The sequence below is a fragment of the Campylobacter sp. P0085 genome (genome assembly GCF_002139495.1).
Classification (GTDB): Bacteria; Campylobacterota; Campylobacteria; order Campylobacterales; family Campylobacteraceae; genus Campylobacter; species Campylobacter devanensis.
The window spans coordinates 170,033-182,827 of record NZ_MJKB01000003.1 but is presented as its reverse complement, the minus strand read 5'-3'; the positions used below and the strand labels follow the sequence as shown (position 1 = coordinate 182,827).

The window sequence follows — 12,795 nt, the reverse complement described above, 5'->3', positions numbered from 1 at the left end:
CAAAATCAACCTTTGCGCTTAGCCTGGGCAAACCATTTTGTTGTATTTTTAATAGATTTTCATTATGAAAAGCACGATTTCTTATATTTTATTATAAAAATTTTAGCAGGTGTATAATTTGCAAATTATACACCTTGTTAGCAAATAAATAGCGTGAGTAATTATCACACTATTTATTTATCGCTTCATATATAAAATAACAGCGTGGTAAGTAATCTTTTTGCATTTTTTATCGTTTAGTAAGTAGGTAAAACCTTTACAATTATGAAACATGCGACACTAAATTTTAAGATTTGCTGGCTTATCTAAGGGCTGATTAAAAGCCCTAGCTCCATTAAACATGCTTTCTGTGTTTTCTACACTACTTACATCCCAGTATCCAATAAGGATATTAAAACAAGCGCATCTCTTAAGCTCTATATAGCTATTTTGCTAAAACTCTAGCTAAAAAACTTCTCTATATCAGCTTCTATTTTTGGCGCAGCAGTTGTGGCTTTTTCTATGTAGCATTTGTTAAATGCGTGGTCTATATCGCTTTTATCAAGGTTGTTTAAAATGCTATTTTTAGCAAAGCGCGCAAAGCTTGCCACATCTAGCACTTGACCACTCGTGCCTATACATACAAAAAGAGAGTCCTCAGCATATCGTAAATCTTCTAGCTCGTGGTATAAAGTAGCATAAAAAGGTGCTGCTTCGCCAAACATAACGATATTGTGGCGAAACTTCTTACACCCACATTTACAAATATGCTCTCTAGCATTTATAGCCTCGTAGCCGATATATTCTATTTTTTTGCAATGCTCACAGTAAATCTCAGGCAAAAATCCGTGTAAATGAACGACATCCATGCAGCCTGCCCGCTCTAACAAATCATCTACATTTTGCGTTAGTACTGCGATTTGCTCAGGGTATTTTGCCTTTATACGAGCTATCATGCGGTGAGCCTCGTTTGGCTCACAGCCAGCTAACTGAGCCCTGCGCTTGTCGTAAAAATCTAGCACTTTTTGCCTATCTTTTTTAAAACCCCTAGCCGAGCAGACCTCTTCTATATCATACTCTTCCCAAAGTCCGTCAGAGTCTCTAAAAGTCCTTAGCCCACTCTCAGCTGATAGCCCAGCACCACTTAAAATAAGCACTTTTTTCATCTTTACTCCTAAAAATACTAATAACTCTAGCCAAAATTCCAGACTATTTTTATAGCTGCAAATACCTATTTTACCAGCTCTTTTAGTCCTTCGAGCACCTTTACCATCGCCAGTGTATCAAGTCCGCAATAAGCTAGTAGCTCTTTGCGTTTTTTAGCGATTTTCTCATCAAAGCTCGTGCCCTCCCACTCAATGCGCTCTCCGCCTTTAAATAGCTCGCACGCTAGCTCACCAACTTCATTTCCACGCTCAAAAACAGCCTCCAAGCTAGCATTTGGCGCAAACACACTCTCATCGCCCTTGCGGTGCTTACTTAGCCACAGCAGCTTAGGACACTGCATATCATTTATATATAGAGATTTTGAGATGCCCATTTTTCATCCTTTCATTTTATTATACCAGCTAGGAACGGCGCAATCACAGCCACCAAACATATCATCAGGCTCAAAGAGCGAAGTCATATCGGCAATAAGATTAGTATCGATATCGCCTAGATACACGCTCTCATCTTTTACAAGAGCTTTTAGCTGGGCTAAACTTTTTGGCCGATATTTTTCCATCTAGAATTCCTTTGATTTTATAAATTTTATAGGAATTCTAACATATAAAGCAGACTATTCATTGTCGGTTTTTTGGCTTTATGAGAATTTTAGATTAGGAATGAGCATTTAAAATACTCATTCCTAATGTTATTTATTCAAACTTATAATTTTTTTTGCCAATCTATACATAGCTGTTTCGTAAAGCTCATTTTGATATGGTTTTGTATGTGGCTCTAAGGCTTTTAGAAACTCCTTGCGCATTGCTTCTTCAAAATCTGTTTTTGGCTTATTATCTTCAAAATATTCTTTAAAGAAGCCATAAATATCGGTATATGTTAGAATTTTGTATTCAATGTCCTTTGAAGTCTTATATATTTTTTCGCTGTTTTCCGTTGCATATTCTTTTACTATATTGTGATGGTTTGGTAAAAGTAAAATACATTTAACTTCTCTTTCTTTTTCTTCATTATCTTTTTCTTTGGCAACACCATAATATTTATCGAGCTGGCTTGTTATTTCGTTTGTTTCTTCATCTTGCTTTATACCATTTATACCAGATTTAATTTTATTTTCTATCACGATAGCATTTTTGTCATCTTTTATGTAAATATCTATATTTTCATATTCTCTAAAAATCCTAGTATTTTCTTTGTCTATTTCCGTGTTGGTAAATTTTTGGCAAAATTTAGCTAACAACTCTCTATCTTCATCAAGCCAGTAGCTTATCCAGCTCGAAAATGCCAGTTCATCATTTTGTTTGCCTATAATTTTCATAAAACTTAAATTTTCATTTTTTACAAGGCTTTCAAAATCTTCAGCCTCTAGATTGATTTTTTTAATATTATCGTCCCAGAATTTATCATTTTCAATAACTTTAATAAGTTTTTCTAATTTTACTTTATCTTTATTTTTCCCCAAAAGTAAGCCATCATACAAATACTGAGTATTTCTTGTAAAAGTATAAGGGATATAACATATATTTTCATATTCTCCATCCTTCTTTTCCTCATTCTCATCTCTAGTAATGTATATTTTTTCCTTTGCTAACTTCACTTTTTTGGCTCTAAATGAAGTATAAAATGCTGTTTTTTTATACTCTGTTCCATCCGATTTTTTTGTATTTTTACTTTCTAATATTTCAGTAAGTAATGCGCCACCATATCGTATATTATTGTTTTCTATCCATTCTTTTTGCGCTTTTATTTTATCGTTTTTATTGTTATTCTTACATTTTAAAAATTCTTTACTACAAATACACTCTAATCCAGTAGCATAGCCTATGACTTCTAGAAATTTTTTTTGTATACCACTTCTTACTAAAAGAATATAATCATTCTCTTTAAGCTCATTTGTTTTACTAACTTCACCATAAGGTGTTACATAAATATAATGCTCACCATTATCCGCCTTAAAAAGACATACTGCTTCGTGACCAATATTTTTATCTAAATACTCACCAACAAAAACTTTGTTTAGCAATATTTTAGTCATTTTCTCTCCTTAAAAGATTTAGTTTTAGAATTTCAAAAAATTTTATGATTATAGTAAAACTATAACTTTTTTAAAGTATCAATTTTAACAAAACAAGCAGACTATTTAAAGTCTTTTTCTAGCTCTCTTTGTATAAACCACTTAAATTCCTATCTTCTTCCATTTTGTCTGCTATCACTTTAAATACATAACTTAGCGTGGTATTGCTTGGCTCTGGGGTTTTAAAATACGAGCTTACATCGTAGTTATCGCTCCACAGCGAGCGAGCAGTTTGTCCGGTGACAGAGCCGATTACTTGCCTATTTGCGCTTATTATCTCATCGCAGAGCCGCTCATAAAACAGCGCCTTAGCGTGAGTAAAAGCAAAGTCCTTTATCCAATCAGGCAGAAAAATCAGCTCTTTAAGCAAAGCCAAATTTATCTCGCATTGCTTATCAAAATTGATTATATCGCACTTTTTGGCAATGCCATAGAACTCGCTACTCTCATCAAAAGCATCATAAATTTTAAATCTATTTATTCCGTAAATATACTTGCCACCGCACTCATACTTGCAAGCTACCCTTTGGGCGATAGGCGAGATAGGCAGGCTTACTGATTTGGCAAATGCGATAAAAGTAGTGGCAAAAATATTCTCGCCGCTCTCGTCCTTGCCCCTGCCAAAAGCTACGGCAAATTCTATATCTCCACGCTTTCTAAGCTCTTTTAGCTCTTTTGGGTATTTTTGGTTTGGTTCTTTGCTAAACACGCTAAAAATAGCAATTTTTTCTTCTTTGATTTTTGCGATGATTTCATCTTTTTTGTCACTATAAAGCCTAGCAAAAAGAGCCTTTGAAATGCGCCTTTTAATCTCATCTTTGTGTGAGTTTCGCACCCAAAGAGCGTCGCTTTTGATAAGTTCATTTATTTGGCTTAGCATTTGCGCCTTCGCAGCTTTATCCATCGCTTTGAATTTGCTAGAATTTTCTAAGAATTCCAAGTAGTTTGTAAGATTTGTATCCATTTTATTATCCTTTCTGCCGATACATTTTTTGCATTTTGGCAATTATAACATAATTCTAGCTAGAATTGCAGACTATTTATTGTCGTTTTTAAATTTATCATTTAGGCAAATTGTGCTTATAAATGTTTAAGATTTCAATATTTTCATTTATTTCAAAGATAATTACATAACCCTTAAAAATAAAATCACGGATATTTTCATCATTTGCTATGAAGTTTTTTCTATGCTTATAGGGCATAAAAGCGATTGTTTGATTTAAGGTTTGTGGCAAATTCTCTAGCTCTTTTTGGGCTGTCTTGTGCGATGAAATCTACTATATTCGCTAAGGAATTTTGAAATTTCTTACTATAAATTATTTTCATTCGTATTTTGCTATTGTTTTATCTATATTTGCCCACATTTCATCAGCGTTTATAAACTCTAATTTTCCAGCTTTTTTGTCCTTTAAAAGCTCTTTAAAATCATCTTCATCGTTTTTGCTAAGCCCACTATTTTGCACAAAAATCGCACTTGGGTCAATTTTTTTTAGCACATCTTTTATTGCGTTTATCGCTACTTTTTCTAAGCTAGGATCGATTTTAACGCTAAATTCAAGCATATTATTCCCCTTAAATAAAAATAGTATTATATCAAAATACAACTAGAATTCTAGTTTTTAGCAAATTCTAGAATTCTAGCTATAAAAGGCTCATAGTCCATCACTCTATGAGTGGTGTGAGTGATGAATATTTGCGCCTTAGAGCCAAAAAGTGCTTTTACTTTTATATCATTTTGAGCTAAAAGCTCATCATCAGCAGATACAAAAATAAGCGCATTTATAGGCTTATCAAGCACCAAATCAGGCACACTAGGGATACGAAAGCGAGGTGTTAAAGATGGATTAAAAAGCACAGATTTTAGCCCCAAATCCATACCAAAACGAGCTGAGAGATATCCACCAAGCGATGAGCCAATTAGCGTTAGACTATCATTTGTGTGAATTTGCAAATCTAGAATTTGCGACTTTAAATCAGCGTAAATCTCATCATAAGTGGCATTACTATCCCAGCCAAGTGGCTCTAAAACTTCGCCCCTTGCCCCTAAAAGCTCTTTTAGCACCTTTCCACTTCTGCCGTTTTTATTTGAGCCATATCCGTGAATATACGCAAACATTGATTATCCTTTGGTTTTAGGTTTTACAAGTAGAATTCTAGCTAAAATTACAGACTATTTATTGTCGGTTTTTATTTTATAATCAATTATTTCGCTTTTAGTGCTTATGCGTGATGGATGCTTTGGTAAGCCATTTTTTGTGGTTCCAAGACATTTTATTTTATGTCCATCAAAAAGCTTTAAAATATCTTTTAAGCAAGGTTCTTTCAAATATTTACGCTTATTTAAAACATCACCATAGCAAAGCAAAATATCACTATTTTTAAACTCGGCTAATATAGCTTTGATTTTTTCTAAATTAGTTTTATGAATTTTTTCATCAAAGTCTTTTAGTTCATCTGGGTTAGTAGATATTAGCGGATATAAATTTATCATCGCATAGCCGTCATAGCCATTGTTTGCTAAAATAGAACAAATATTATTCATAGTCCTGTCAGACTCATTGCCTTTTGCTACGCTAGGATTCGCCCCTATACAAATCATTGTTTTATTGCCTTTTTTGCCAAGCACATATCTACATTGCTCGTCTTTATCGCAAATATCAGGCTCAAAGCCATCTTTCCATTTATACATTTTTATATCCTTTTAATTTTAATTATCTTAGGAATTCTAGAATTCCCTAATTTTAACTTAAAAAAAAATTAAGCGCCTTTCTTGCGATGCCTTCAGCCAAAGGCGAGCGACAAATATTGCCAAGACATACAAACAAAATTGATTTAACCATTAACACCTCTTTATATTTTGCTTTAAAATATCATTTATTTGATAATCTTTGCTTTAGCACTTAAATGCGCTATTTTTAATTCATAAATATTGATTTTACTTAGCGATCCAATCGCCGCAGTATCAAAATAATCCATATAATTTGGCGTATATTTTTTACACAATAGCTCCAAAGCTTTTATCTTTTGACTCTCATTAGTAACTTCATAAGCCTTAGTTTTGGCTATGGCACTTTGATATTCAGTAGTAAAAACTCTACTCCCAAGCTCACTAGCACTATCTTTGATACTCTCACAATACTCATAGCTAGGTGTGGGAACTCTGTTATGGCTAACGGCGACTAGCTCTACGATTTTACCATCTTTATATAATCTAGCTTTTGAGCCAGTTTTTGCTCCGTGGATATAAATACTCATACCATCTCTAGCTATAAAAATAGGGATACTAAATATCTCATTATTTTCATCTATACAGCTAAGAGTCGCATACTGACACTCATCGATAATCTTCAAGGCAATCTCTTGATCTAATTCACGATCACTTCGACGCATAATTATCCTATTTATTAAATTTCTTGTTCAAAAAAATCAGCGTCTATTTTATAAATTTTCTTGATCTCTTTGACTTCCACGCCAACTTCATATTTTAGCATCAAATCAGTAAGTCTGTATTTATCTATCAAAACTATAGAATAATTTTGATGTTCTTTAGCAAATTCTATAGCTTCTTTTGTAAATGTTGAAGTAGTTATAAAAAGCCCTTTTGTTGTTGGTTTATTTGAAAGCGCTCCTGCAAATGCTTGAAGCGCATCACGACCGATTTTACCCTTATCATAACGTTTAGCTTGTATATAAATTTTAGAAAATCCAAATAAATCTTCATTTATAATACCATCTATCCCGCCATCTGCACCATTTTGGGTTAAACTAGAGCCACCCACGTCATAGCCTATCTTTTTCATAAGCTCCAAAGCCAAATTCTCAAAAAATCTAGGCTCACGCTCTAAAATTCGACTAATGATCTCATCTTTCACTTCTAAATGTATCTCTTCGATATTTGCTTCTAGGTTTTCATCTGGAGTTTGGATATCGTCTACTAAATTTTGGTTTGTCGGCGTCTTGTCATAAAACCATTTATTAAATTTATTTTCATCTTTGCTAAGTTGTATTCCAAATTCAGTAATTTTGTACTCGCCTCTCATGATGCGATTTATACTACCATTTGTTTTATCAGAACCCATTAAATAAGTAATAGCCCAATCTGCCCTATTTTTATATAATTGCTGTCCTCGTTTTGTAGTTTTTTCCAAATCCTCTTGACTAAATTTATAATAATCAGCTACAAAAGCATAAACATCTTGACGAGTAAAAACATCTTTACTCATAGCAAATTTCAAAATTACAAAAGCCATTTCATTAAATTTTGGAACCATCTTACTTAATACCTTACTCCATTTTGCTTTAAAAAATCTCTTAAATCATCATATTCAGAATTCGTGAAATACCGCCATTTCCCCTCGCCTAATTGATCCAAGCTAACCCTACCAAAGCTAACTCGCTTTAGATCCATAACCTCTAAATCAAAATAGCCAAAAAACCTTCTTAACTCTCTATTTTGCCCCTCATTTATGATGACTTTTAGCCTTGTGTAGCCACCGCTTTGGCTTATGATTCTATAGGCTAAAAATGGTTTAAATTCCATTGAAATTTGCTTTGTTTTAGCATGAGCTCCTTTGGTAGCATCCTTAGCGAAAAAGCCTTCACGCATCGCATTTATCACTTGTTCTGTGATATTGCCTTTAATTTTTAGGTAGTATTCGCGCTCTATATCACTATCCATAAGAGCCTGAGCAATCACAGGAGCGTCAGTCAAAAGCAAAAGCCCCTCACTAGCAAAATCTAGCCTACCGATACTAATAAATTTAGAAAATCCCCGTGGCAAACTATCATAAATCGTCCTTCTGCCACGATCGTCCCTTTTGGTTACTAGCTCGCCTTTTGGTTTGTTATAGACTATGACGCTAAATTCTTTTTTGAGCTTAACTAGCCTTGAGCCGATTCTTACTTTATCGCCATCTTTGATATCGGTTGATAAGTCGCTTATAATTCGCCCATTTATACTGACCTTACCAGCCTTGATAAGCTCATCAGCCTCACGGCGTGAGTAGTTTGTATTGTGTGAGATAAATTTATTGATACGCATTTTATAGCCCTAAGCTCGTTAAATCATGAATATGTAAAAGACCTATTGGTTTTTGATCTTTTTGTATTATGAGAATTTGAATCTTATACTCTTCTATTAATCTAAATGCATCATATGCTAACATATCTGGATTATCTAGAGTTTTTGGATTTTTGGTTGCAAATTCTATAGCCTTAGAGTTAATATCAAAGCTATCTTGCTCTAATGCTCTTCTTAAATCTCCATCGCTTAAAATTCCACTAAGCTTGCCATCATTATCTACTAAAATTACACTACCTAATCTACCTTCGCTCATTGCTGTAATGGCTGATTTTAACGATATATCATCTTTGGCAATTGGTAAATTTGATTTTCTCATAGTATCTTTTACCTTTAGATATAGCCTTTTGCCAAGGCTTCCACCTGGATGAAATGCTGCAAAATCCTCGCTTTTAAAATCTCTAAGCTTCATAAGGCAAACAGCTAACGCATCACCAAGCGCTAAGGTTAGCGTAGTTGATACTGTAGGCGCTGCACCTATTGGACAAGCTTCACGCTCTATATCTATATTTAAATTTACATCACTTAAATTAGCTAAGCTTGAACCTGATTTAGAGATGCCTATGATTTTTATATCTCTTCTTTTAATATGCGGAAGAATAGCTAATAGCTCGCTACTTTCGCCACTATAACTAATAGCCAAAACTGCATCATCACTCCCAATCATCCCCAAATCACCATGCATAGCCTCTGTTGGATGGATAAAAAAGCTAGGCGTTCCAGTACTTGCTAAAGTAGCAGCAATCTTAGCTCCAATATGGCCGCTTTTGCCAACGCCAGTTACTATTAGCTTGCCTTTGCAACTATAAATTAAATTTACAGCTTTTTGAAATTCGCTACCAACTAAACCAGCCTGACGCCTTAACTCATCAGCTTCTAAATTTAAAACTTCACTTGCAATTTTAGCTATATCCATTTTTAACTCCGTTACATCAGATAGACAACTGGTACAATTGTCGGATATTTTTTAAGCTTTCTAAATATATGCTTTCTAATAACTTGACGAATTTGATTTTCTAACGCTCTTTGGTCGTTTAGCATATCATCTTTGACATTAGTTAAAAATTGTAGCAATATCTCTTCAAGCTCTTTACTTAGACTTCTTGTATGTCTTTCGCTTACTAATCCATAGCTAATTACTCTATTATGAATTAGAGTTTTAGCATTTTTATCAATTTGTGAAATGATAGTAACAACTCCAGCCTCAGCTAACTTTTGACGATCAATTACTACATCATCGGCGATCTGTTTGTTTATCTGATTATCTATAAATACCTTACCAGTTTTAACTGTTTTTACTCTTTTGATATGGCGTTGGCATACTTCAACTTGATCTCCATCACTCATCAAATATATATTTCTCTCATCAATTCCACAGCTCATCGCTGTCTCTTTGTGCTTGACTATGTGATTATACTCGCCATGAACTGGAAGGAAAAATTTAGGTTTAATCAGCCTTAGCATAAGCTTTTGCTCCTCTTGGGCTGCGTGGCCGCTAACATGAATTTCGCTAAAATCTTGATGAGCTACACTTGCTCCACTTTTTAATAAGAAATTCAAAATCGTTGATACGCTAGTCTCATTGCCAGGAATTGCTTTGGAACTGATGATTACTTGATCACTTGGCTTGATTTTGATATATTTATGCTCATCAGTCGCCATCCTATATAGAGCGCTCATTGTCTCGCCTTGACTGCCTGTTGTGACTATTAAAACCTCATTATCTGGATATTTGATAACTTCATTTGCATCGATAAAAATCTTGCGATCTAAATTCACATATCCAAGCTCGATAGCCGTCCATAGATTTCTCTCCATACTTCTGCCTATCACGCAGACTTTTCGGCCATATTTTATACCACGCTCGATAGCTTGATAAACTCTATGGATATTTGAGCTAAATGTACTCATTATCACCCTGCCCTTAGCGGTAGCAAATATAGAATCAAAGGTCTTTCCAACGCTACTTTCACTCTTTGTAATTCCATCTTTGTAGCTGTTTGTAGAGTCACTTAATAAGCATAAAACGCCCCTTTCACCATAATATGCTAAGCGATTTAAATCCGTTGGATAGCCATCGATTGGGGTGTGATCGATCTTGAAATCGCCTGTGTGGATTATAGTTCCAGCCTTTGTAGTGATAGCTAGTGCACTTGCGTCGATTATAGAGTGAGTGATATGTATAAGCTCAAATTCAAATTCCCCAAGCTCATAGACCTTACGCTTTTCAATCGGGCGAAAATAACTTCTATAAGACTTTAGTCCATGCTCTTCAAATTTATTGCTTATCATCCCCAGTGGAAGTGGTGTGGCATAAATTGGGAATTGAAATTCTTTGAAAAAATATGGCACCGCACCGATATGATCTTCGTGTGCGTGAGTAATGATAATGCCTCTGATTTTGTTTTTGATCTTTCTGACATAGTCAAAATCTGGCACCAAAATATCCACACCATGCATACTCTCAGTAGGAAAACTCATACCGATATCAATGATAATAGCATCGTTGTTTGTCTCGAAAATAGTCATATTTCCACCGATCTCGCCAAGACCACCAAGCGGAGTTATAGTGATTTTGTGTTCGGTTGAATTTAGGTATTTGAGTGGTTCAAGACGCAACTCATGACTAGCCTTATTTGCTTCTATGGCGGCTTTCATATCTTTTTGCCACTCTTCGTTGCCACTGATTTTTACTGTTGGATTGCTATTTTTGCGACGCTTTTTAGCTTTTTTGGTTTGCTCTTTTGACTCATCAGTTTTGGTAGTTTCATCAATTTGCGAATTTTGATCCTTAGCTGCGTGTTTCGCCTCTTTTTTTAGATTATCTTTATGATTGCGATATCTTCTTTTTTTGCTAGGTTTTTCACCTAGAGTTTGTGCATTCTCTTCGTTCATTTTTAGCCTCTTTAAATAGTTTTAAATATAAGGCGACACAAAGCTCATGAGGACGAGTAGTAAGCGGTAAATTATGTTTAGCCAAAAAGCTCTCTACAATAGACTTTGAGCAAAAACAAGCTAAATTTTTAAGTAAAGTTTTACGTGGAGCAACAAACGCAGACCTTAAAAACCGCTCAAATTCACCAAGCTCAAAATCATCTACTAAATTTCTATCTTTAATAATTCTAATCACCGCTGAGACAACCTTTGGCTCTGGATTAAACGCAGTTGCAGGCACATCAAAGAGCAACTCTACATCACCCCTAACTCCAGCTAAAATAGCCAAAGCACTAAACTCGCTATCACCTGGTTGTGCGCTAAATTTCAAGGCTACCTCTTTTTGAATCATAACAACAAGCCCCTTGCATCTGCTATCGCTAAGTGCTTTTAATATCATATTTGTCGCTACATAGTATGGCAAATTCGCTACTAAAAAATAGTCCTGTCTTGCTATCTCATCCCAGGATTCAAGAGCGTCGGCGTTAGTTATTTTTAGTTTTTGCTCCAAGATCTCACTAGCAAATTTATCTAGCAAAATCTCATAAAGCTCGCTGTCTATCTCAAAACACTCGATTTTTCCACTCAGTTGTACAAGCTTTTGTGTTAAATCACCTAAGCCAGGCCCAATCTCTACGATCCTTTCTAAATCATTGGGAATCGCTTGGATGATTTGACGCTTTATGCTCTCATCGGTTAAAAAATTCTGACCAAATTTCTTTTTTGCACGTATCATAGGTAGCTATTTTAGCTAAATTTGACTGAATTTATAGTAAAATAAAAATAAAAAGTTTTAAAAATGGAAAATTTCGCTAAAAGAATCATACCTTGCTTAGATGTAAATAATGGAAGAGTTGTCAAAGGTGTTAATTTTGTAGGGTTAAAAGATGCTGGTGACCCAATCGAAGTAGCCAAAAGATATAATGATGAAGGTGCTGATGAACTGTGTTTTTTAGACATTACGGCTAGTAGCGATGGAAGAGATACCATAGTACATGTAGTAAAAGAGGTCGCAAAACAACTATTTATCCCTCTTACTGTAGGTGGTGGAATTCGTAAAATAGATGATATATCAAGGCTATTAAATGTTGGCTGTGATAAGGTCAGCCTAAATTCATCAGCTGTTGATAATCCAAATTTAATTTATGAAGCTGCTAATAAATTTGGTTCTCAATGCATTGTAGTTGCTATAGATGTCAAAAAAAATAGCAATGGTAGTTATAATGTATTTGTTCATGGAGGACGAAAAGATACCGGACTAGATGCGATACAATGGGCTAAAAGAGTCTATGATTTAGGTGCCGGAGAGATACTTTTAACCTCTATGGATAGCGATGGAACCAAGGCTGGATATGACTTAAATATAACATCGGCCATATCAAACTCAATCCAAATTCCAGTCATTGCTAGTGGAGGAGCAGGCACAATGCAGCACATCTTGCAAGCTTTTCAAAATGGAGCTGATGCAGCGCTTGCAGCTAGCATATTTCATTATAAAGAGATTGAAATTATGAAATTAAAAGAATTTTTAAAAGATAATGGAATTGGGGTTAGAATTTGAGTC

Annotated in this window: 16 protein-coding genes and 1 pseudogene; 1 reads left to right on the top strand and 16 read right to left on the bottom strand. The window is 34.7% G+C overall.

What is annotated here, in order from left to right:
• Positions 1 to 279: 279 nt before the first annotated feature.
• The 16 genes and pseudogenes from CIGNP85_RS04530 to rsmA all read right to left on the bottom strand — a co-directional run bounded on the left by CIGNP85_RS04530 (position 280) and on the right by rsmA (position 11,967).
• On the bottom strand, positions 280 to 420 hold the full coding sequence (locus CIGNP85_RS04530; RefSeq protein WP_086268644.1) for a BspA family leucine-rich repeat surface protein: 141 nt from the start codon (positions 418 to 420) through the stop codon (positions 280 to 282).
• 20 nt (positions 421 to 440) lie between these two features.
• Positions 441 to 1,145, bottom strand: a complete 705-nt coding sequence (locus CIGNP85_RS04525) for an SIR2 family NAD-dependent protein deacylase (RefSeq protein ID WP_086268607.1) — start codon at positions 1,143 to 1,145, stop codon at positions 441 to 443.
• Between the two features lie 65 nt (positions 1,146 to 1,210).
• On the bottom strand, positions 1,211 to 1,519 hold the full coding sequence (locus CIGNP85_RS04520) for a hypothetical protein (RefSeq protein ID WP_086268606.1): 309 nt from the start codon (positions 1,517 to 1,519) through the stop codon (positions 1,211 to 1,213).
• A 3-nt stretch (positions 1,520 to 1,522) separates the two neighbouring features.
• A complete protein-coding gene (locus CIGNP85_RS04515; RefSeq protein ID WP_086268605.1) occupies positions 1,523 to 1,705 on the bottom strand; it encodes a hypothetical protein in 183 nt (60 codons plus the stop codon).
• 129 nt (positions 1,706 to 1,834) lie between these two features.
• Entirely contained in the window at positions 1,835 to 3,178 is a 1,344-nt protein-coding gene (locus tag CIGNP85_RS04510) for a PD-(D/E)XK nuclease family protein (protein ID WP_086268604.1), read from the bottom strand.
• A 118-nt stretch (positions 3,179 to 3,296) separates the two neighbouring features.
• Complete coding sequence (locus CIGNP85_RS04505; RefSeq protein WP_086287171.1) at positions 3,297 to 4,181, bottom strand: hypothetical protein; 885 nt, start codon at positions 4,179 to 4,181, stop codon at positions 3,297 to 3,299.
• Positions 4,182 to 4,539: 358 nt separating this feature from the next.
• A complete protein-coding gene (locus CIGNP85_RS04495; protein ID WP_086238470.1) occupies positions 4,540 to 4,779 on the bottom strand; it encodes a hypothetical protein in 240 nt (79 codons plus the stop codon).
• Between the two features lie 50 nt (positions 4,780 to 4,829).
• Positions 4,830 to 5,333, bottom strand: a complete 504-nt coding sequence (locus CIGNP85_RS04490; protein ID WP_086235488.1) for a YqiA/YcfP family alpha/beta fold hydrolase — start codon at positions 5,331 to 5,333, stop codon at positions 4,830 to 4,832.
• A gap of 54 nt (positions 5,334 to 5,387) precedes the next feature.
• Complete coding sequence (locus CIGNP85_RS04485) at positions 5,388 to 5,906, bottom strand: DUF1643 domain-containing protein (protein WP_086235489.1); 519 nt, start codon at positions 5,904 to 5,906, stop codon at positions 5,388 to 5,390.
• 76 nt (positions 5,907 to 5,982) lie between these two features.
• Positions 5,983 to 6,057, bottom strand: a pseudogene (locus CIGNP85_RS04480) (arsenate reductase/protein-tyrosine-phosphatase family protein); the annotation flags it as partial.
• Between the two features lie 34 nt (positions 6,058 to 6,091).
• Positions 6,092 to 6,607, bottom strand: coding sequence for a pyridoxamine 5'-phosphate oxidase family protein (locus CIGNP85_RS04475; RefSeq protein WP_086287167.1), 516 nt, complete (start codon positions 6,605 to 6,607; stop codon positions 6,092 to 6,094).
• A gap of 14 nt (positions 6,608 to 6,621) precedes the next feature.
• Entirely contained in the window at positions 6,622 to 7,488 is an 867-nt protein-coding gene (locus CIGNP85_RS04470; RefSeq protein ID WP_059434219.1) for a restriction endonuclease, read from the bottom strand.
• Positions 7,489 to 7,493: 5 nt separating this feature from the next.
• Positions 7,494 to 8,258 (bottom strand): pseudouridine synthase, encoded by a 765-nt coding sequence (locus CIGNP85_RS04465; protein ID WP_086287164.1) that lies wholly within the window; start codon positions 8,256 to 8,258, stop codon positions 7,494 to 7,496.
• Position 8,259: 1 nt separating this feature from the next.
• Positions 8,260 to 9,213, bottom strand: a complete 954-nt coding sequence (locus CIGNP85_RS04460; RefSeq protein WP_086225253.1) for a KpsF/GutQ family sugar-phosphate isomerase — start codon at positions 9,211 to 9,213, stop codon at positions 8,260 to 8,262.
• Positions 9,214 to 9,224: 11 nt separating this feature from the next.
• Positions 9,225 to 11,192, bottom strand: a complete 1,968-nt coding sequence (locus CIGNP85_RS04455) for a ribonuclease J (RefSeq protein ID WP_086287162.1) — start codon at positions 11,190 to 11,192, stop codon at positions 9,225 to 9,227.
• Entirely contained in the window at positions 11,161 to 11,967 is an 807-nt protein-coding gene (rsmA, locus tag CIGNP85_RS04450) for a 16S rRNA (adenine(1518)-N(6)/adenine(1519)-N(6))-dimethyltransferase RsmA (protein WP_086233592.1), read from the bottom strand. Before rsmA ends, CIGNP85_RS04455 begins: the two co-directional genes overlap by 32 nt.
• Positions 11,968 to 12,030: 63 nt before the next feature.
• Between rsmA and hisF the strand changes: the two genes are divergently transcribed.
• Positions 12,031 to 12,792, top strand: a complete 762-nt coding sequence (hisF, locus tag CIGNP85_RS04445; RefSeq protein WP_086287159.1) for an imidazole glycerol phosphate synthase subunit HisF — start codon at positions 12,031 to 12,033, stop codon at positions 12,790 to 12,792.
• Positions 12,793 to 12,795 lie beyond the last annotated feature (3 nt).

Excerpts from the sequence above, each read along its gene's own strand:
- CIGNP85_RS04475 (WP_086287167.1), bottom strand. The coding sequence starts at position 6,607 with ATGCGTCGAAGTGATCGTGAATTAGATCAAGAGATTGCCTTGAAGATT.
- CIGNP85_RS04520 (WP_086268606.1), bottom strand. The coding sequence starts at position 1,519 with ATGGGCATCTCAAAATCTCTATATATAAATGATATGCAGTGTCCTAAG.
- CIGNP85_RS04465 (WP_086287164.1), bottom strand. The coding sequence starts at position 8,258 with ATGCGTATCAATAAATTTATCTCACACAATACAAACTACTCACGCCGT.
- CIGNP85_RS04515 (WP_086268605.1), bottom strand. The coding sequence starts at position 1,705 with ATGGAAAAATATCGGCCAAAAAGTTTAGCCCAGCTAAAAGCTCTTGTA.
- CIGNP85_RS04525 (WP_086268607.1), bottom strand. The coding sequence starts at position 1,145 with ATGAAAAAAGTGCTTATTTTAAGTGGTGCTGGGCTATCAGCTGAGAGT.
- CIGNP85_RS04455 (WP_086287162.1), bottom strand. The coding sequence starts at position 11,192 with ATGAACGAAGAGAATGCACAAACTCTAGGTGAAAAACCTAGCAAAAAA.
- CIGNP85_RS04490 (WP_086235488.1), bottom strand. The coding sequence starts at position 5,333 with ATGTTTGCGTATATTCACGGATATGGCTCAAATAAAAACGGCAGAAGT.
- CIGNP85_RS04495 (WP_086238470.1), bottom strand. The coding sequence starts at position 4,779 with ATGCTTGAATTTAGCGTTAAAATCGATCCTAGCTTAGAAAAAGTAGCG.
- CIGNP85_RS04505 (WP_086287171.1), bottom strand. The coding sequence starts at position 4,181 with ATGGATACAAATCTTACAAACTACTTGGAATTCTTAGAAAATTCTAGC.
- CIGNP85_RS04485 (WP_086235489.1), bottom strand. The coding sequence starts at position 5,906 with ATGTATAAATGGAAAGATGGCTTTGAGCCTGATATTTGCGATAAAGAC.
- hisF (WP_086287159.1), top strand. The coding sequence starts at position 12,031 with ATGGAAAATTTCGCTAAAAGAATCATACCTTGCTTAGATGTAAATAAT.
- CIGNP85_RS04470 (WP_059434219.1), bottom strand. The coding sequence starts at position 7,488 with ATGGTTCCAAAATTTAATGAAATGGCTTTTGTAATTTTGAAATTTGCT.
- rsmA (WP_086233592.1), bottom strand. The coding sequence starts at position 11,967 with ATGATACGTGCAAAAAAGAAATTTGGTCAGAATTTTTTAACCGATGAG.
- CIGNP85_RS04510 (WP_086268604.1), bottom strand. The coding sequence starts at position 3,178 with ATGACTAAAATATTGCTAAACAAAGTTTTTGTTGGTGAGTATTTAGAT.
- CIGNP85_RS04460 (WP_086225253.1), bottom strand. The coding sequence starts at position 9,213 with ATGGATATAGCTAAAATTGCAAGTGAAGTTTTAAATTTAGAAGCTGAT.